The organism is Ruegeria sp. BC3, from assembly GCF_056539265.1.
Genome location: NZ_JBQFUP010000003.1, coordinates 485,638 through 503,205, shown reverse-complemented (window position 1 = coordinate 503,205; position 17,568 = coordinate 485,638). Strand labels below are relative to the sequence as shown.

The following is a 17,568-nucleotide window of genomic DNA, read 5'->3' as shown; positions in this document are numbered from 1 at the left end:
CGCGACCTGCCTTGACTTTCCAAGCCTGACAGGGTGTATCGGCGCGACGAATTCTGCGCCCGAAGGGATATGATCCATGCACGCCTATCGCAGCCACACCTGCGCCGCTCTGACCGCCGCCAATGTCGGTGAAACCGTCCGCCTGTCCGGTTGGGTGCATCGTGTCCGAGATCACGGTGGCGTTCTGTTCATCGACCTGCGCGATCATTTCGGCGTCACCCAGGTTCTGTGCGATGGCGATAGCGCGGCTTTTGCTGAACTGGAAAAGGTGCGGTCCGAGTGGTGTATCCGCATCGACGGCACCGTCAAAGCGCGCGATCCGGAGCTTGTGAACCCGAAACTGCCCACCGGTGAGATCGAAGTTTACGTGCGTGAGCTTGAGGTTCTGGGTGCGGCCGACGAACTGCCACTGATGGTCTTCGGCGATCAGGAATACCCCGAGGAAACCCGTCTGCGCTATCGTTACCTGGACCTGCGCCGTGAGGCGATGCAGCAGAACATGACCCTGCGCTCGGACGTTGTGGCGTCGATGCGTCGTCGCATGTGGGATCAGGGCTTCCGTGAGTATCAAACACCGATCATCACAGCCTCGTCGCCCGAAGGCGCACGCGACTTCTTGGTGCCCTCGCGTCTGCATCCGGGCAAGTTCTATGCTCTGCCGCAGGCCCCGCAGCAGTTCAAACAGCTGATCATGGTGTCGGGCTTCGACAAGTATTTCCAGATCGCGCCGTGCTTCCGTGACGAAGACCCGCGCGCCGATCGCTCGCCCACTGATTTCTATCAGCTGGACCTTGAGATGTCCTTTGTCGAGCAGCAGGACGTGTTCGACACGATCCAGCCTGTTCTGACCGGTGTGTTCGAGGAATTCGGCGGTGGCCGTAAGGTCGATCAGGAATGGCCGCAGATTTCCTACAAGGACGCCGCCCTATGGTACGGCACCGACAAGCCCGACCTGCGGAACCCTATTAAAATGCAAGTGGTCTCCGACCACTTCCGCGGGTCTGGCTTCGCGATCTTCGCGAAGCTGCTGGAACAGGAAGGCACCGAAATCCGCGCCATCCCAGCGCCGAGCGGTGGCAGCCGAAAGTTCTGTGACCGCATGAACGCATTCGCCCAGAAAGAAGGTCTGCCGGGCATGGGCTACATCTTCTGGCGCGATCAGGGCGAAGGGATGGAAGCCGCGGGACCGCTGGCCAAAAACATCGGGCCCGAGCGCACCGAGGCGATCCGGCAGCAGCTGGGTCTGGGCGTCGGCGATGCGGCGTTTTTCCTGGGCGGCAAGCCGAAAGCCTTTGAAAAGGTTGCCGGTAAAGCGCGCGATGTGATCGGTGAGGAACTTGGCCTGACTGAAAAAGACCGCTTTGCCTTTGCCTGGATCGTGGACTTCCCGATTTATGAGCAGGACGAAGAAACCGGCGCGATCGATTTTGAACACAACCCGTTCTCGATGCCGCAGGGTGGAATGGACGCGCTGAATGGCGACCCGCTGGATGTGCGTGGTTACCAGTATGACCTGGCCTGTAATGGGTATGAGCTGGTTTCGGGTGCGATCCGGAACCACAAGCCCGAGATCATGTTGAAAGCCTTCGAGCTGGCCGGGTACGGCGAGGATGAAGTGAAAAGCCGCTTTGGTGCGTTGTTCAACGCGTTCCACTACGGCGCGCCGCCGCACGGCGGTTGCGCTGCAGGGATCGACCGTATCGTGATGTTGCTGGCCGACGAGGCCAACATTCGCGAGGTTATGATGTTCCCGATGAACCAGCGCGCCGAAGATCTGATGATGGATGCGCCTTCGGATCCGACCTCGGATCAGTTGATGGAACTGGGTCTGAGGATCATTCCTCAGGACTGAAGTTGACAAAAAACCGCTGCATCACTTGCAGCGGGTTTTTTTTGTGGCTTGCTCCGGAACGTTGGGGGGACCGGCGCAAACCATTTGCCTGCTTATCTGCCTAGGCCTATTGCTGCAACTTCAGATCAGCGGGTCCTTAAGTGATCTGCGGCTGCTGCGAATACTGCGCGCCGTCGCGCGGGTGTGTGAATACGCCCAGATGCACAGGATCGTCGCGGTTATGAAATAGGCTGTCACCATCTTATATCGCCTCGCGCTGTTGGAGGCGCGATTGCACCAAACCGGCGACCTGCGCCGCTACGGCTGTGACGGGGGTGCCGCCAGCACGTGACTCAGCCAGCCGTTGTGCTGCGTCTGCCAGAACCGTATCTTCGGCATCCCGCGCAACGCCGCGCAGGAACTGGGCCGCGTAGTCCAACGTGCGTTGATCATTCGGTCCGGCCAGAACGTCTGCGATATGGGCCATGTCGTCCTGATAAGCCATCGGATCGGGGCGAATAACCTCATCTCGGACAGCGTGCAGGCTGTTGGGCCTGCGGTCTTCGGGCAGAAGTTCCAGGATCGAGGTCTGGAAATAGGCCAGGGACTTGAGAGGTTTTGCCAGAAACCCATCCGCCCCCGTTCGCATCGCGGCGCGTTCGGTGTAGTCATCGCCGGACATGCCCAGGACAGCACCGATGCGTGGCGTAGCCTCGGACAATTCGGCAATCAGATCCGCGCCAGAGCCATCCGGCAACCCCATATCGATCAGGATGACAGAGGGGCGGTAAATCTGCAGATGCCGACGCGCCGACTGCAGGCAATCCGCACGCCTGATGCGCGCGCCGCTGTGCAGACACATCAACCGGATGGCATCGCAGGCATAGCGGCTGTCTTCCACAACCAGAATGGTTTGTCCCAGCAGCGGCCGTGTGGCCGTTGGCTGCGCGGGTGAGGCGAAGGGGCTCGAATCGTCCATGGCAGAACTCCTAATCAGCAGATGCCTCACGCTAGGAACTTCTGGCTAACACGGCGTTAACGGCAATTTGGCGCACTTGTTCTTTGATCATTCAACCCCCATAACCGCTGCAACGCAGAACGTAAGGAGAGTTCCATGATTGGTCGTCTGAACCACGTCGCTATTGCCGTGCCTGATCTTGAAGCCGCGTCCGAGCAATACCGCAATGCGCTGGGCGCCAAGGTTGGGGCTCCGCAAGACGAACCCGATCATGGTGTGACCGTCGTGTTCATTGAACTGCCCAACACCAAGATTGAACTGCTTTACCCGATGGGCGACGACAGCCCGATCAACGGGTTTCTGGAAAAGAACCCCACAGGCGGTATCCACCATGTCTGCTATGAGGTCGAGGACATCATCGCTGCGCGCGATCACCTGAAGGAAACCGGTGCGCGCGTGCTGGGTTCGGGTGAGCCCAAGATCGGTGCGCATGGCAAACCCGTGCTATTCCTGCACCCCAAGGACTTTAACGGCTGCCTTGTCGAGCTAGAACAGGTTTAACGCAACCCCGGAGGGGATGAGATGACGATTACTGCTGCTGCGGTTCTGTTTGCCGTAATCTGGTTCATGACCTTGCTGGTGGTGCTGCCCATCCGCATCAAGACGCAGGGTGATCTGGGTGATATCGTTCCGGGCACCCATTCGGGTGCGCCGGAAGTGCATCACATGAAAAAGAAGATGTGGATCACCACCGGAATAACGGTGGTGCTCTGGGCAATCATAGCCGGAATTATCCTGTCAGGCCTGATTTCGGTGCGCGACTTTGACTGGTTGAACCAGATGGGGCCGCGCGGCTGACCACTAGGCCATGGGCCGCGCCAGCTTGTGGTAGATGTGGGTGAATGTCGCGGCTCCGATGATCGGGATCACAAGGTTCACCAGCGGCACCGAGAGCGGGATTGCCATCAATGTTCCTGCGATCCAAATAGTTGTCGCATGTTTGGCGCGCAGTTTACGCGCGCCTTCGCGACCCACCCGGCGCATGGCCGCCAAGGTGAAATATTCCCGACCCAGCAGGAACCCGTTCATGGCCCAAAAGATAAACGGGGCCAGAGGGGTGAAGATCGCGTAGAGGATCAGCGCTAGCAGGTTGGCGGCAATCAGAACGCCCATAAAGCCCAGCCCGTCGATTACGCTCTCCCGGAATGGGATGCCGGGCACCTTCGGCAAGCTTGGGTAGTGCTTGTCTTCGACAGCTTGTGCGACCTCTTCCAGAAACATCGACGTGATTGCCGAGGCTACCGGGACCATCAGGAAAACCGGCAGGACCAGAACGACGAAGATGCCGGAATAGTTCAGCACGTCGTTCAGCCACGGCACAGCCCCGACAAAGGGCAGAGAGATTTCATCCCCTGACAGCCAGTTGATCAGCCAGATCGCCACTGCACAGGCGGCGATCAGTAGCACGACTGTTAAGCCGACCCCGCGCAGTAGGACAGCCCGGAACTTTGGGTCTCCGATCTGACCGAGGGCTGCGAAGAAGGCGTTAAAGATGATCATTCCGTGACCCATTCCGTCAATGCGGTCACGTCGGGGCGTGGGCGTTCGGGCGGGGTGCTGCCTTCGGTTGCGATATGGATCAGGCCCGCAACGCGCTCGTTATCTTGCAGCCCAAAGGCCTTTTGGCAAAAGGCTTTGTCATGGGTTTGCCAGCCTGACAGCCAATTGGCGCCCCAACCGGCCGCCAGGGCGGCATTCAGAAGGGCCAGGCACACCGCACCAGCAGAATAGGTCTGTTCGATCGCCGGAATCTTTTCCGAAGGCTTCTGTACTTCAATCACCGCAACCGCCAGATGGCCCATGTCGAATTGGGTGCGCGCCTTGGCGATGTCCTCGGGGGATTTGCCCAGGGCTACGCCGCTTTCTTCGGTTAATTGTGCCAGCCGTGACATGGCACCTTTCTCAAGCACAACAAAGCGCCAGGGCTCCAGCTTGCCATGGTCGGGGCTACGTGCGGCGGCGGTCAACAGTGGCAATAGCTGTTCCCGCGTAGGTGCGGGTGCAACCAGCGTTTTCGCGGGTCGCGAGCGGCGTGTTTGCAGAAACTCCAGAGCGGCCGGATTCTTCAAGGACATATGTTAACTTCCTTTACATAGGCGGTTGTGTATGTGGTTGAACATCTGGCGTGTTTCAAGAGCAAGCGGCTGGATGTAGGGGATCATTTTCATTCCCTGAACGATCGTGCAAGTCTGTTGATCAGGACGTGGTGGACGATGGCCAAGCCAAAACTGCAAAACATGCCGGATCTGAGCCAACGCGCGGTGCCGGGGGCAGAGATTTCGGTCACAGTCACGCCCAAGGCCGCAAGAGACGGCATTGCAGTCCGCGACAGCGCTATTCGCATCGCTGTCACGGCACCGCCCGAAAACGGGAAGGCGAATGCAGCCGTACGTGCCATTTTGGCCAAGGCAATGGGGGTGGCACCGTCAAAGCTGACCCTCAAACGGGGCCAGACTTCGCGCGAGAAAACCTTTGTCTATTCGCTTTGACCCGATGTTTCACGGATCTGGTACACGCCCTCGGGCAGGTCCAACGCGGCGGCCAGATCGCGCACTTGTTCGGGGGACAGGGTGATCCTCAGAATCTGATCCGTGCGCGGGTCCAATTGTTCAAGCGTCACACATTCGGCGAAGCTGTTGATGACGACATCCTCTTGCAAAGGCTTTGGGCCTTCGTCCACCAGAGTAATGACCGTCGAGTCGAATTCATGCTCAATCGAAAACATATTGTCAGAGTGCAGGCCGGGCGGTCGCAATGCAACCCGTACCTTGGCAATCCCACAGTGGCGATCCCCGGGCAGGCGCGCTATGATTTGAAAAACGGGCCGCCCGTTTCAAAGGATATAGAATGCGCCGTCTGATCTGTTTGTTGCTTCCCCTGTTTCTGGCGGCGTGCGGCGCCAACACCTTGCGTGTGCAGCCCGTGGCCGAATGGTCGCCCGAGACGGAAGCGTTCCGCGCTCAGGCGGAGACATTCAGGCAGGTCAGTCAACAGGTTGGAGAGCAGGCTCGCCGGGAATGCGTGCGGCGCGCAAATGTCGCCAATTGCGATTTCACGATACTGGTCGACCTGAATCCAAACGCTGAGGCCAACGCCTTTCAGACGCTGGACGACAAAGACCAGCCCGTCATCATTTTTACCCGGTCGATGATCGAATCCGCAGCCAACGCGGATGAACTTGCCTTTGTTATGGGGCATGAGGCCGCCCATCATATCCTGCGTCATATTCCCCGGCAGTCCAGAAACGCGCGCGACAGTGCCGCGATCTTTGGTGAACTCGCCCGGTTGGGTGGTGCAGACGGCGCGGCCATTGAAGAAGCGCAAAAATTGGGCGCACAGGTCGGGGCGCAGGTCTACATCAAAGACTTTGAACTGGAAGCCGATCAGTTGGGCACAATCATTACCTATAATGCGGGGTACAACCCGTTGATCGGCGCAAAGTACTTTGACCGGCTTCCCGATCCGGGCGACAGTTTTCTGACGTCGCACCCCCCGAACGCTCAGCGTGTTCAGATTGTTCAGGAAACGGCGCGGAAGATCGGGCTGACGCAATGACATCTTTAGTACAGATGGGCGTGATCCTAACGGACCGAGGGTCGAAATATGCTGTGTCCGGGGCCTCGGTTCAGAGCCGGGACGATGTGGATGCCGTATTGAAAGAGCTCAAGGCCGATAAAAGCTATGCCAAAGCGACGCACAATACGTGGGCGGCGGTGCTGCCCACAGGCGCGCTCAAGGCCGATGACGGTGAAAGTGGCGCGGGGATGGTGATCCTGCGCATGCTCGAAAGGGCAGGGCTGGACGACCACGTTGTCATCGTAACCCGCTGGTACGGTGGGAAAAAGCTTGGCGGAGACCGCTTTCGCCGGGTGCAGGACGCCACGCGGGCGTATCTTGACCATATCGGTGTAGGGTCTTGACCTGAGTCAAAGGCCCGCCCGAACAACCGCGTTATCCTGTCTGGGCTGTGCGACAGGGAGAGAGCGCTATGCTGGGCAAGGATACTCTGAAACGACATGCAGCACTGGTAGACAGAATGGCAACCCGCGTGGGGGTGGATCTGGAAAGTGCAGCAATTGACGGTGAAATCTCAATAGATCAGATTTCCGAGGCAGTCTTGCGGTGCAGCGACTGCTCGAACCCGGGCCATTGCGAACAATTCCTTGGGCAACCGGCCCAAGATCGTAAGACACCGGAGTACTGTCGAAACACCGCATTGTTTGATCGGCTGACATCTATATCGGAAAGCGAATGCAACGGTTAGGAAAAACCATGGCCCATCATCGCCTTGTGTTGCGCATGGGGCAGGTGGTGGGCTCGGACATAGTGGCCGAACATCGACAAGGACGTCTGAGCCAGGAAGACTGGGCCGAGATGGTTCGGCGGTGTCAGGGATGCGAATGGGCCTGCAGATGCAAAGACTGGTTGCAGAACACGGAAATTGCTCAGGACGCCCCGGAAACCTGCCCGAACCGCGAAAGATTCGCAGCGCTTCGTGCGCAGCAAGGACGGGATTGCCAATGAGTCGGGACATTCTGGGAGATGTTGAAAAACACTTCTGGCTGACCAGGTCGGTGGCCAGGTGCATGGACATCTCATTGACCGAAGCGATGGCCGAAGGGCGACTGTCCGCGGACGAATATTCTCGAATCGTAACGCGCTGCCGTGCTGCGAATTGCAGCGGTCAATGCGAGGTTTGGCTGTCGCAACAACAGGCCCAAGCCGCATCGGCGCCGGAGTTTTGCGCCAATGCGGACAGTTTGAACGCGCTGAAGCCCTAGTCAGATTTTGGAATGCGCCCCGTCGCACAGCGGCGGATTAGAGGTTTGTTTGCAGCCGCAAAAGAACACTTTCTTGCTGGCCTCTGCCGTGTATTTCACCGGCTCGAACCCTGTTCCCTTGTGTGAACCATCGCAAAACGGCTGCCGTTCGGATTTGCCGCAACTACACCAAAGATAGCTTTTGCCCTCGGTCACTTCGACCGGATAGGGGGCTTTTTGGGCGATATTTGGCCGATCTGACATGTGGCTCCTCCGCTGTTGGCTGATGTCGTGAATCAACTATAGGGCCATTGCACCCAAGGTGTAGCGGGCCTTTCATCCTCAGCACCAAAAGCATGGTTTTGCCGCTCTCACAATTCTGTGATTGATTTTGTTGCAATAATATCAATGAGGTCGTATTTTGAGACTGGCCCGAGGTTGTAGGTCAATAGGAAAAATTTTTAGAGGATTGACGGACATGAAACTTAAATTCGCTGCCGTAAGCGCAATCGCCCTGGTTCTGGCTGCATGCTCGCAGCAGGAAGAACCGACACCGGTGTACATCACGCCCGAATATGACAAGTTCGGCACGCCGAGCTGTCCGGCAGGAACCGAATTGGCCACGACCGAAGCGGGTCAGACCATCTGTAACCCGGTCGCTCAATAAGCTTTCCGCGAGCGGCTTTCTTCAAGGCCGCTCGCACAACCACGAAATTCAAAACCGCCCAAGGGGCGGTTTTTTCTTGTCTCCGGCCTGTTGATCAGGTTTCTGTGTGGTCCACAAAACGACCGAGGACACATGAAAAACTTCTTCTCGCGCCTGAAGGATCGCACCAGATGGAGCTGGCAGGGTCTGGCCGTTACGTGGCGCGAAGAATACTCGTTCCGGTGCTGGGTCTGGGCGAACCTCATCTCAGCAGCTTTGGCTATCTTACTTCCGCTCTCAGATGGTTTGCGCGCCCTCATACTGGTGTTGGGGCTTTTTGTGTTGATCGCGGAACTGTTCAATACCGCGATCGAACGTGCGGTGGACCACACATCAACAGACCACAATATTCTGGCGGGTCAGGCCAAAGACACGGCCAGCGCAGCTGTGTCCTTGACTGCGGTCGCGGCGGGCGTCGCTTGGGTCGTGGCCTTGCTGAGCCTGTTCTGAGGCAAAGCTAACTGTATATCAGTACGGCGAGAAGCTGGGATGGAGCTGCCGGCTTTTGGTTCCGTAAAGCGGCGGGAAATAAGTCGGAGAAGGCCATCTGTTGTAATGACCGAAAGACCGGCGATGTTTTTTCCTGACAGGCTTTGTGTAGTACACTCGCGGTTTCGTCTTGTGGTAATGAACCTTCGGTGTCCCTTTGAGATCATAGCCCTTCGGCTTGGATTTGCGCACGTAGACTTTGGGCGTGGCGTAGTAGCGGTTCACGGGATGCGTACTGCGAATATGCAAGGTCACTGACCCCGAGCGTACGGAAAGAAACCCTCCTGAGCTAGAGCCGTAACCGTTGGCTAATGCTGGTGCCGCAAAAAGATGCGTGGCAATGACCGCAGCGGCACATGTAGCTGCAATGGAATGCAGACAAGACATCGGACCCTCCTACTTCTGTAACGAAGTGCCCTGCCATAGTCCGCCAATTTTGAGCAGAATCCAAATGAACTTGGCTCACGCTTCTCCGATCCGGAGTGATCGGGCGGGGTGCGTCAACGCAACTTACCCCACAGATCGTATTCTCCAGCCTCGTCAACTTCGACCGACACGATGTCACCGGGTTTTAGGTCTTCGAACCCTTCGTCAATGAACAGGTTGCCATCAATCTCGGGCGCGTCTGCCTTGGTGCGGCAGGTGGCCGCCTCATCATCGATCTCGTCCACGATCACATCAAGGGTCCGGCCAACCTTTGCCGCCAGCTTGGCCTCAGAGATTGCCTGCGCCTTCTCCATAAAGCGTTCCCAGCGCTCTTGCTTGACCTCGGCAGGGACGTGATCCGGAAGATCGTTGGACCGCGCGCCATCCACGTTTTCGTATTGAAAGCAGCCGACCCGATCCAGTTGCGCCTCATCCATCCAGTCCAACAGGGTCTGGAACTCGGCGTCGGTCTCGCCCGGGTAGCCTACGATAAAGGTCGAGCGCAGGGTGATATCGGGGCACGTCGCGCGCCAAGCGGCGATCTCATCCAGTGTCCTGGCCGCTGCAGCGGGGCGCGCCATGCGTTTCAGAACGTCCGGGTGGGCGTGTTGGAACGGGATATCCAGATAGGGCAGCACATTGCACCCCGCGTCGGCCATCAGCGGGATCAGCTCGCGCACATGTGGGTAAGGGTAGACGTAGTGCAGCCGAACCCAGGCATCCAACTGCCCCAGTTCACGCGCCAGATCGGTGATATGGCTGCGCACCTCGCGATCTTTCCACGGGTTCACGTCGTACTTCCGGTCCAGCCCGTAAGCTGAAGTATCCTGCGAGATCACCAACAGCTCGCGCACACCGTTATCGACCAGCTTTTCCGCTTCGCGCAGGATGGCATGGGCCGGGCGGCTGGCCAGTTTGCCGCGCATGTCCGGAATGATGCAGAACTTGCACTTGTGGTTACAGCCCTCGGAAATCTTGAGATAGCTGTAGTGGCGCGGCGTCAGCTGCACGCTTGCGGCGGGCAGCAGGTCCACGAAAGGATCAGGATCGGGCGGCACCGCCTGGTGCACGGCGTCCAGCACCTGTTCATACTGGTGCGGCCCGGTGACCGCCATGATGCGCGAGTGATGTTCGCGAATATAGTCCGGCTCGGCCCCCAAACAGCCCGTCACAATGACCTTGCCGTTTTCCACCAGCGCCTCGCCAATCGCGTCCAGAGACTCGGCCTTGGCGCTGTCGAGGAACCCGCAAGTGTTCACGATCACGGCATCCGCGCCTGAATAATCCGGTGAGATGCCGTAACCTTCGGCCCTGAGGCGCGTCAGAATGCGTTCGCTGTCGACCAGGGCCTTAGGGCAGCCCAACGAGACCATACCGATCGTCGGCTGGTTCGAACGTGGCGTCTCGGGCATCCGGGCGGCAGGCGCCAGGTCGGGGCGGAGGTTTGGCGGGTTCGTGGTCATGGCCGGGCATATAGTGGGGAACGCTTCCCCTTGCAAATGCGACGCAGGCTTTGGATGATCTTTTTAAACGCATGAAAAAGGCGGAGAGCAGAAAATGAAGTGGCTGTTGCGCATTCTATTCCTGTTAGTGGCGGTGTTTGGGCTGATAATCGGCGCGCTGTTGCTGATGCCGGGCGACAAGCTGGCCACGATTCTGGCCGAGCAGGTTCGCGCGCAAACCGGCCGTGATCTGAAGCTGACCGGTGACGTCAATCTGTCCTTTTGGCCGGTGCTGGGGATGGAAACCGGTCCCGTGACCTTTGGGAATGCGCCCTGGGCCGGGCCTGAGCCGATGCTGAGCGCCGAGAGCCTGGCCGTTGGGGTAGACGCCTCGGCCCTGATTTCCGGTGACCTGCGCATCAAACGCGTGATTGCGGAAAACCCCGTTCTGCGGCTGGAACTGTCAGACGGTCGCGGCAACTGGGAGCTGTCGGCACCGGAAACCGTTGCCCCGGCCAGTACGACCAGCGGAGCGGTCCCGCAAGGGCAGCAAGGAGAGGTGACACTGGATCACCTGAAACTTACAAACGCGCGTCTTCTGTACATCGAAAATGGCGCGACCAAGTTCGATTTTGCCAATGTCGATCTGGCCGCCAGTTGGCCGGACATCGCCGCCCCCTTGAAAGTTCAGGCCCAGATGGCGGCTCCCGGTGGGGCGGTCGATGTGGATCTGAGTATTCAGGACCTGCCCGCTTATGCCTCGGGTGTCGTAACGCCGTTGGATTTGACGCTCACAGCGCCCGGCGGAGATTTCGCCTTTGATGGCCGGGTCAATCTTGCCGGCGAGATGGCCGGTAGCCTGCGCGCCGAAACGACCAGCACAGAGCGTATGCTGGCCGCGTTCGGGCAGGCCGGAATGGGCGTACCCTTGGGGCTGGGGCGTGCGGCGGATGTTTCCGCGCAGATGACGTACACTCAGGACGGGCGGATTTCGCTGCGCAATATGGTGGCGCAGCTGGATGACAACCGACTGACGGGTGAAGCGGATATCGTGATCTCGGATCCGCCTCAGATTACGGCACGGTTGGATGCAGGTGATCTGGACCTCAGCCGTTTCAATGATGGTGCGGCCACCGGTGGTGCGTCGCAAGCGTCGCCCGCGACGCCACAGAACGAAGGGTGGTCGACCGCGCCGATAGATGCCTCTGCGCTGGCTCTGGCGAACGGTAAAATCCGCCTCAAGGCCAATTCCATTGCAGTTCCGGGGCTGACGCTGGGGCCCAGCGATCTGACGCTGAACCTGGATCGGTCGCGCGCTGTTTTGCAAATGAACCCGGCCACTTTGTTCTCAGGCCAGTTGAACGGACAGGTCGTGGCGAACAATCGCAATGGTTTGTCTGTCGGCGGCAATCTGACCGCGGATGGAATCAACGTTCAACAAGCCCTGTCCACCTTGGGCGGTATCGAACGCCTGTCGGGCACCGGGTCTGGGTCATTCGAGTTTCTGGGGGTAGGGCAGACCGAAGATCAGATCATGCGCTCGCTCAGCGGTAAGGGCCGTGTCGATGTGGGCCGGGGCGTGATCTCGGGCTTTGACTTGGACCGCCTGATGGGACGGGGCGGGGGTGAGGCCGGGACGACCGCGTTCAACAGCCTGTCCGCCAGCTTCAACATTGATCAGGGGGTTTTGCGCAATGATGATCTGTTGATGTCGCTGGACAACTTTCGGGCGGACGGTTCGGGTCGTGTCGGTATTGGTAATCGTGACATCGACTATCTGTTCACGCCCGTTGCCCTTCGCGCCAACTCGGGCAACGGCATCGCGGTGCCTGTTCGGATCGTCGGACCATGGAGCAACCCGTCCATCAGACCCGACCTGACCAAAGTGATTGAAGCAGCGGCAGAAGGAAAAGCCAAAGAGCTTGAAGACGAAGCCAAGCAGAAGGTTTTCGAAAAGGTCGGGAACGAGCTGGACACAACGATCACCGACAGTGATCAGATCGAAGACGCCATCAAGAACAAGTTGGAAGACGAGTTGAACAAAGGGCTATTGAAGCTTTTCGGCGGCAACTGACCTGAACGTTCCGGGGCCGCCCTGGCCCCGAAACGACAGAGTGTTCAGATCGTCTGGTCGTAGTCGCCAACACCGGGTTCGGTGCGAATGACCGCGTCGATATCAGCAAAGATCGCACGCATTTCATCTTCGCTTTCGCTGCTTTCGCAGACCACCACTAGGTTCGGAGTGTTCGAGGACGCGCGAACCAGACCCCAGCTGCCATTGTCCAGAATGACCCGAGCACCGTTGACGGTGACGACTTCTTTGATTGCGCGACCGGCAAAGCTCTCTCCGGCGTCTGCCTTGGCGACCAACTTGTCGACCAGCCGTTTCAGGATGTCATATTTTTCTGTGTCAGCCGCGTAGGGTGACATGGTCGGCGTCGACCAGGTTTTGGGCAGGGCCTTGCGCAGATCCGACATGCTTTTGTCCGGGTTCCGATCCATTAGCTTGCAGATCTCAACTGCGACGCGCATGCCGCAGTCATAACCACGTCCGATGGGTTCAGCCAGGAAGTAGTGCCCCGACTTCTCAAAGCCCGCCAGAGCGTTGATTTCCTTGACGCGGCGTTTCATGTGGCTGTGGCCGGTTTTCCAATAATCCGCTTTCACGCCATGCGCCTGCAACTCGGGGTCGCTGGCGAACAGGCCGGTCGATTTCACGTCGGCCACGAAGGTCGAGTTCGGGTACAGCTTGGCAAGGTCGCGGGCCATGATCACGCCGACCTTGTCGGCAAAAATCTCTTCACCCTCGTCATCCACAACACCGCAGCGGTCGCCGTCGCCGTCGAAGCCAAGGGCCAGATCGGCACCGCTGGATTTCACGCTGTCGGCCATGTCGTGCAGCATCTCCATGGCTTCGGGGTTGGGGTTGTAGTTGGGGAAGGTATAGTCCAGCCGATTGTGGCTGGGCACCACTTCGACGCCCATACGCTCGAAGATTTCCGGAGCAAAGGCCGAGGCAGTTCCGTTTCCGGTGGCGCAGACGACTTTCAACGGGCGAGACATTTTGAAGTCGCCCACCAGATCGTCAATATAGGCCTCTTTCACGCCATCGACGAACTCATACGACCCGCCTTCGTGGGCTACGCCCTCGCCGTTCAGGACAATGTCGCGCAGTTCCGACATCTCATCCGGGCCGTGGGTCAGCGGACGGTCAAAACCCATTTTGACCCCGGTCCAACCGTTGGGGTTATGGCTGGCCGTGACCATGGCCACAGCAGGAACGTCCAGATGGAACTGGGCGAAATAGGCCATTGGGCTAAGTGCCGGGCCGATATCTTTGACCTGAATGCCAGCTTGCATCAGCCCCAGGATCAGTGCGTTTTTAATCGCCAAAGAGTAGTCGCGATAGTCGTTGCCAACCGCAATTACAGGGTCGATCCCGCGTTTGCGCATCTGCGTGCCCAAACCAAGACCAAGTGCAGTCACTCCGGGCAAGTTGATCTCTTCGGGGTATTTCCAACGGGCGTCATATTCACGAAAGCCCGTCGGTTTGATCATGGGGTCGCGCAAAAAACTCCAGGTGTTTGGTGTCACCTCGGGGATGGGTTTGGTCATGCTATTGCTCGTACTTAAATCTGGATCGGATTTGCTTTGGCCAATGCATCAAAGCGCATCAGTGTGTCAATCAGATGGGGCATCTGGTCCAGAGGGATCATGTTTGGCCCGTCAGATGGGGCGTTGTCCGGGTCCTGATGGGTTTCAATGAACACGGCGCCTATGCCCAAAGACACCGCTGCGCGCGCCATTACCGGAGCAAACTCGCGCTGCCCGCCTGAAGATCCGCCTTTGCCGCCAGGTTGCTGTACCGAATGGGTCGCATCCATCACAACCGGATAGCCCGTCTTGGCCATCTGCGGCAAACCGCGCATATCGGCCACCAAGGTGTTGTAGCCGAAGGACGTTCCGCGTTCGGTCAGAAGGATGTTGTGGTTACCGGTGCTTTCTACCTTGTCAACGATATTGCCCATTTCCCAGGGGGCCAGGAACTGACCTTTTTTCACGTTCACTGCTTTGCCCGTGTTGCCAGCAGCCAGCAGCATGTCGGTCTGGCGGCACAGAAAAGCCGGGATCTGCAATACGTCCACAGCTTCGGCCGCGATGGCGCATTGGGCCTCGGTATGGACGTCCGTCAGGACCGGGATACCCATGCCCGAACGGATGTCATCCAGCACCTTCAGCCCTGCATCGATGCCCATCCCGCGCTTGCCCGATAGAGATGTGCGGTTCGCTTTGTCGTAGGACGCTTTAAAGACATACTGCGCGCCAGCGGCATCGCAGGCTTCTTTCATTGCGCCAGCGATCATTTGCGCATGATCCGCGGTTTCAAGCTGGCAGGGGCCGGCAATGATCGTCAGCGGCAGATCATTACCGACTGTCAGATCGGAGATTTTTACATGTTTCATGTGTCTTACGAGGATACCTGTTCACGAAGGACCGACGCGGTAAGCGAGATCATCAGGTAGATACCAGCAAACAACAGAAAAGCCAAAATTGTATTTTCGAACTTGCGCGGGTAGGTGGGATCCTGACTTGGAACCGGATTTACGGATACCGTCAGATAGCGCACTTTTCGGTTGGCTTCAGTCCGTGTGGTCTCCATTTGCTGCATGGCCGTCTGCAGCATCATATCCCGGGCTGCCAAATCAGCCTGAGCAATCTGAATGCGCACGCTCAGCCGTGCCAGCGAATTTTCGCCAGCCGAGACGTCCAGCATTTCCGCGTTCAATTCTTCCAGCGCGTCTTCCAGACGCGAAATATCTGCGCGCGCACCGTCAACTTTGGCCTGGTTGGGGCGCAGGTTGTCCAGCAGCGCGGCGAGCTGAAGTTCTTTTTCCTGCAGTTGCGTTTCAAGTCCGTCGATCCGGGAACGCAGGCTTATAATAACATTTTCAGGATCGAGAACCGCCCCCTGGAGTTGAAGCTCAATCAAGTCTTCTTGCGCTTTCTGGCGTTCTTTTTGCGCCATCTCAAACCCCGCCAAAGCATCACGCATTTGGTCTTCGCGCTTCAACTCGGTCAGGCCGTTGATCCGTTCTTCAGCGTAAGACAGCAAACGATTCGAGATTGCGACCGCGATATCGGGGTTGGGTGCTGCAACTTCCATTCGGATGATGCCGTCACTTGGGTCATATCCGATCGTAATCATCCGCTTGTACAACTTGTACGTCTCTTCGAGCGTTGCATCTGGCGCAAGGCGCTGAATCGGGTCGATCCAGTCTTGCTCGAAGATTTCAGTAAAGCCCATGTCACGCTCCAACCTCAGCAGGGCGTCCTTGGACTCCAGAAACTCTTGTGTGGCCACCGAATCCTGGGCCGTCGCGTACTGAGTGCCCGCGAGGAAGCCGCCAAACGACGCTCCGCCGCCGTCAGCTTGTAGGATAGAGAACGCCGAGTCGCTGGCGTACATGGGTGTCGCGATACGATAGAAATAGAGCCCCACAATAAACGTCGGCAAGAAGACAAAAACCGCGAGGCGGGCAAACAGCGTAAGCAATTTGCGGCGTCGGCGGCGTGCGATGTCTTTCCGTATTTCGTCAATTTCCCGCTCGCGCCGTTGGGCCGGGGACATCTCGGGCCCGGGCAAGGTCTCACCGCTCTCGCTGACGGTCTGCGGCAAATGAATTCTAATCTTGCCTTTTGATTGGTCGTCCGAGTCCGTCTTATCCCCCGCCAGGTTAAGCAAGTTTGCGCGATGAAAGGGGTCGATCCCTTTTTGGCGCAGCAACCGCACGGCATCATAGTCGGACGTCGCAGCCAGACCGTTTTTCTGTGCTAACCGGCGCGCGATCCGCAGTTGACGTCCTGTCAGACCTTCGCGCTTGATGGCATCAATTTCGGTTCCCGGCTGCGGGTCATTGGCCGCTTCGGCTGGCTGCGTTGCCTTGCGAATACGCGAGATGGCGTCGGCGCGGGCTTCTTCCGTTCCCTCGCTGCGGCGTTTGCGTCGCCAGTTGTAGATACTAGCCTTGGGTTTGGTAGTCATATAGCTGCTTGGCCTCTTCCAAGGTGTCGAACATATAAAGCTGACCGTCCATAAGAACGGCCGCTTCTTGTGCAAATTTTTCCAGCACCGAGGGGCTGTGCGACACGATCACAAGCGTCGTGGTCCGCAGTTTTTCCCGTAGGATATCCCCGGCCTTTCGGTTGAACTCCACATCCGTGGATGCGGGCATGCCTTCATCGATAAGGTACATATCGAAATCCAGCGCCAGCATGAGGGCGAAGGTAAAGCGCCCCCTCATACCGCTGGAATAGGTTGCCAATGGTTGGTCGAAGTAATCACCCAAGTTGCAAAGCCACTTGCAATAGGCTTCAACGTAATCGGGATCCATCCCATAGATATTGGCAACGTAGCGCGAGTTCTCCAAAGCCGACAGCTTGTTTGCCACACCTCCGGAAAACCCCATCGGAAAGGAGACGCGGCAGGATTTTCGGATCACGCCTTCGTCAGGCTTTTCCAGCCCCGCCATCATGTTGATCAGGGTGGTTTTTCCAGTGCCGTTGGGTGCCAGAATGCCAACCGAGCGCCCCAGTTCGACCCGGAACGAGACATTGTCCAGGATCACCTTGCGGCGCGTCCCGGTCCAGAAGGACTTGCTGACATTCTCAAACTCAAGCATTCGGGGCCTGCTGCTTGCACCTTTTCGTTGGTCCGGTCGCACCGGTGATAGAGGGGCGTTCCTACCTGTTTATATGGGCCACATTATGTCGAATTTTGACGGCAATGATCAATGTATCCACAGGCGTGCTGTTGGCAATGTGACTTTTACATCTGTTGGACCCATGCCTTGCGTTGACTATCTTTCACCGTGACCGTCAACCAGTTTGATGCAGGA

At 58.0% G+C, this 17,568-nt stretch carries 22 protein-coding genes; 12 read left to right on the top strand and 10 right to left on the bottom strand.

Going from position 1 to position 17,568, the window contains the following annotated elements; genetic code table 11:
* Window positions 1-76 precede the first annotated feature (76 nt).
* Window positions 77-1,852, top strand: coding sequence for an aspartate--tRNA ligase (aspS, locus tag ACR0MV_RS11435; RefSeq protein WP_480702196.1), 1,776 nt, complete (start codon window positions 77-79; stop codon window positions 1,850-1,852).
* A 241-nt stretch (window positions 1,853-2,093) separates the two neighbouring features.
* Here aspS and ACR0MV_RS11430 read toward each other — a convergent pair whose 3' ends face one another.
* The gene (locus ACR0MV_RS11430; RefSeq protein WP_480702195.1) at window positions 2,094-2,810 is read right to left on the bottom strand and encodes a response regulator; all 717 of its coding nucleotides are present in this window, start codon (window positions 2,808-2,810) and stop codon (window positions 2,094-2,096) included.
* Window positions 2,811-2,945: 135 nt separating this feature from the next.
* On the opposite strand from ACR0MV_RS11430, the gene mce reads away from it, so the two are divergent.
* Window positions 2,946-3,350 carry a methylmalonyl-CoA epimerase gene (gene mce / locus ACR0MV_RS11425; protein ID WP_480702194.1) on the top strand — a complete coding sequence of 135 codons (405 nt, stop codon included), beginning with the start codon at window positions 2,946-2,948 and terminating at the stop codon, window positions 3,348-3,350.
* A gap of 21 nt (window positions 3,351-3,371) precedes the next feature.
* On the top strand, window positions 3,372-3,647 hold the full coding sequence (locus tag ACR0MV_RS11420) for a DUF1467 family protein (protein WP_170466629.1): 276 nt from the start codon (window positions 3,372-3,374) through the stop codon (window positions 3,645-3,647).
* A gap of 3 nt (window positions 3,648-3,650) precedes the next feature.
* On the opposite strand, the gene ACR0MV_RS11415 is transcribed toward ACR0MV_RS11420, so the two are convergent.
* Window positions 3,651-4,349: an EI24 domain-containing protein gene (locus tag ACR0MV_RS11415; RefSeq protein WP_480702193.1), complete on the bottom strand. Its 699-nt coding sequence runs from the start codon at window positions 4,347-4,349 to the stop codon at window positions 3,651-3,653.
* On the bottom strand, window positions 4,346-4,924 hold the full coding sequence (locus ACR0MV_RS11410) for a nitroreductase family protein (protein ID WP_480702192.1): 579 nt from the start codon (window positions 4,922-4,924) through the stop codon (window positions 4,346-4,348). The genes ACR0MV_RS11415 and ACR0MV_RS11410 overlap by 4 nt, the downstream gene beginning before the upstream one ends.
* 138 nt (window positions 4,925-5,062) lie before the next feature.
* Here ACR0MV_RS11410 and ACR0MV_RS11405 point away from each other — a divergent pair, with 138 nt between their 5' ends.
* A complete protein-coding gene (locus ACR0MV_RS11405) occupies window positions 5,063-5,338 on the top strand; it encodes a DUF167 domain-containing protein (protein WP_480702191.1) in 276 nt (91 codons plus the stop codon).
* Here the strand turns inward: ACR0MV_RS11405 and ACR0MV_RS11400 are convergent.
* Window positions 5,326-5,574, bottom strand: a complete 249-nt coding sequence (locus ACR0MV_RS11400) for a hypothetical protein (protein ID WP_170423018.1) — start codon at window positions 5,572-5,574, stop codon at window positions 5,326-5,328. The genes ACR0MV_RS11405 and ACR0MV_RS11400 overlap by 13 nt on opposite strands.
* Before the next feature lie 122 nt (window positions 5,575-5,696).
* Between ACR0MV_RS11400 and ACR0MV_RS11395 the strand changes: the two genes are divergently transcribed.
* The 5 genes from ACR0MV_RS11395 to ACR0MV_RS11375 all read left to right on the top strand — a co-directional run bounded on the left by ACR0MV_RS11395 (window position 5,697) and on the right by ACR0MV_RS11375 (window position 7,630).
* The gene (locus tag ACR0MV_RS11395; RefSeq protein WP_170423016.1) at window positions 5,697-6,404 is read left to right on the top strand and encodes a M48 family metalloprotease; all 708 of its coding nucleotides are present in this window, start codon (window positions 5,697-5,699) and stop codon (window positions 6,402-6,404) included.
* Window positions 6,401-6,769, top strand: coding sequence for a YigZ family protein (locus ACR0MV_RS11390; RefSeq protein ID WP_475204876.1), 369 nt, complete (start codon window positions 6,401-6,403; stop codon window positions 6,767-6,769). Before ACR0MV_RS11395 ends, ACR0MV_RS11390 begins: the two co-directional genes overlap by 4 nt.
* A 68-nt stretch (window positions 6,770-6,837) precedes the next feature.
* On the top strand, window positions 6,838-7,113 hold the full coding sequence (locus ACR0MV_RS11385) for a DUF6455 family protein (protein WP_480702190.1): 276 nt from the start codon (window positions 6,838-6,840) through the stop codon (window positions 7,111-7,113).
* A gap of 8 nt (window positions 7,114-7,121) precedes the next feature.
* Window positions 7,122-7,373, top strand: coding sequence for a DUF6455 family protein (locus ACR0MV_RS11380; protein WP_170423012.1), 252 nt, complete (start codon window positions 7,122-7,124; stop codon window positions 7,371-7,373).
* A complete protein-coding gene (locus tag ACR0MV_RS11375; RefSeq protein ID WP_367647636.1) occupies window positions 7,262-7,630 on the top strand; it encodes a DUF6455 family protein in 369 nt (122 codons plus the stop codon). The genes ACR0MV_RS11380 and ACR0MV_RS11375 overlap by 112 nt, the downstream gene beginning before the upstream one ends.
* Here ACR0MV_RS11375 and ACR0MV_RS11370 read toward each other — a convergent pair whose 3' ends face one another.
* Window positions 7,631-7,873 (bottom strand): CDGSH iron-sulfur domain-containing protein, encoded by a 243-nt coding sequence (locus ACR0MV_RS11370; RefSeq protein WP_170423010.1) that lies wholly within the window; start codon window positions 7,871-7,873, stop codon window positions 7,631-7,633.
* A gap of 214 nt (window positions 7,874-8,087) precedes the next feature.
* On the opposite strand from ACR0MV_RS11370, the gene ACR0MV_RS11365 reads away from it, so the two are divergent.
* Window positions 8,088-8,276, top strand: a complete 189-nt coding sequence (locus ACR0MV_RS11365; RefSeq protein ID WP_058275732.1) for a hypothetical protein — start codon at window positions 8,088-8,090, stop codon at window positions 8,274-8,276.
* Between the two features lie 132 nt (window positions 8,277-8,408).
* The gene (locus tag ACR0MV_RS11360; RefSeq protein ID WP_480702189.1) at window positions 8,409-8,765 is read left to right on the top strand and encodes a diacylglycerol kinase; all 357 of its coding nucleotides are present in this window, start codon (window positions 8,409-8,411) and stop codon (window positions 8,763-8,765) included.
* A gap of 539 nt (window positions 8,766-9,304) precedes the next feature.
* On the opposite strand, the gene rimO is transcribed toward ACR0MV_RS11360, so the two are convergent.
* Entirely contained in the window at window positions 9,305-10,693 is a 1,389-nt protein-coding gene (rimO, locus tag ACR0MV_RS11355) for a 30S ribosomal protein S12 methylthiotransferase RimO (RefSeq protein ID WP_480702188.1), read from the bottom strand.
* A 94-nt stretch (window positions 10,694-10,787) separates the two neighbouring features.
* Here rimO and ACR0MV_RS11350 point away from each other — a divergent pair, with 94 nt between their 5' ends.
* Complete coding sequence (locus tag ACR0MV_RS11350; protein ID WP_170423004.1) at window positions 10,788-12,746, top strand: AsmA family protein; 1,959 nt, start codon at window positions 10,788-10,790, stop codon at window positions 12,744-12,746.
* 44 nt (window positions 12,747-12,790) lie between these two features.
* On the opposite strand, the gene ACR0MV_RS11345 is transcribed toward ACR0MV_RS11350, so the two are convergent.
* From ACR0MV_RS11345 to ACR0MV_RS11330, 4 genes are read right to left on the bottom strand one after another with little or no spacing between them, the layout of a single operon-like run.
* Entirely contained in the window at window positions 12,791-14,287 is a 1,497-nt protein-coding gene (locus ACR0MV_RS11345) for a phosphomannomutase/phosphoglucomutase (protein ID WP_170423002.1), read from the bottom strand.
* A gap of 14 nt (window positions 14,288-14,301) precedes the next feature.
* Window positions 14,302-15,135: a 3-deoxy-8-phosphooctulonate synthase gene (kdsA, locus tag ACR0MV_RS11340; protein ID WP_480702187.1), complete on the bottom strand. Its 834-nt coding sequence runs from the start codon at window positions 15,133-15,135 to the stop codon at window positions 14,302-14,304.
* A gap of 5 nt (window positions 15,136-15,140) precedes the next feature.
* On the bottom strand, window positions 15,141-16,715 hold the full coding sequence (locus tag ACR0MV_RS11335) for a KpsE/RkpR family capsule polysaccharide export protein (RefSeq protein WP_480702186.1): 1,575 nt from the start codon (window positions 16,713-16,715) through the stop codon (window positions 15,141-15,143).
* Window positions 16,693-17,352 carry an ABC transporter ATP-binding protein gene (locus tag ACR0MV_RS11330; RefSeq protein WP_170422996.1) on the bottom strand — a complete coding sequence of 220 codons (660 nt, stop codon included), beginning with the start codon at window positions 17,350-17,352 and terminating at the stop codon, window positions 16,693-16,695. The genes ACR0MV_RS11335 and ACR0MV_RS11330 overlap by 23 nt, the downstream gene beginning before the upstream one ends.
* Window positions 17,353-17,568: the final 216 nt, after the last annotated feature.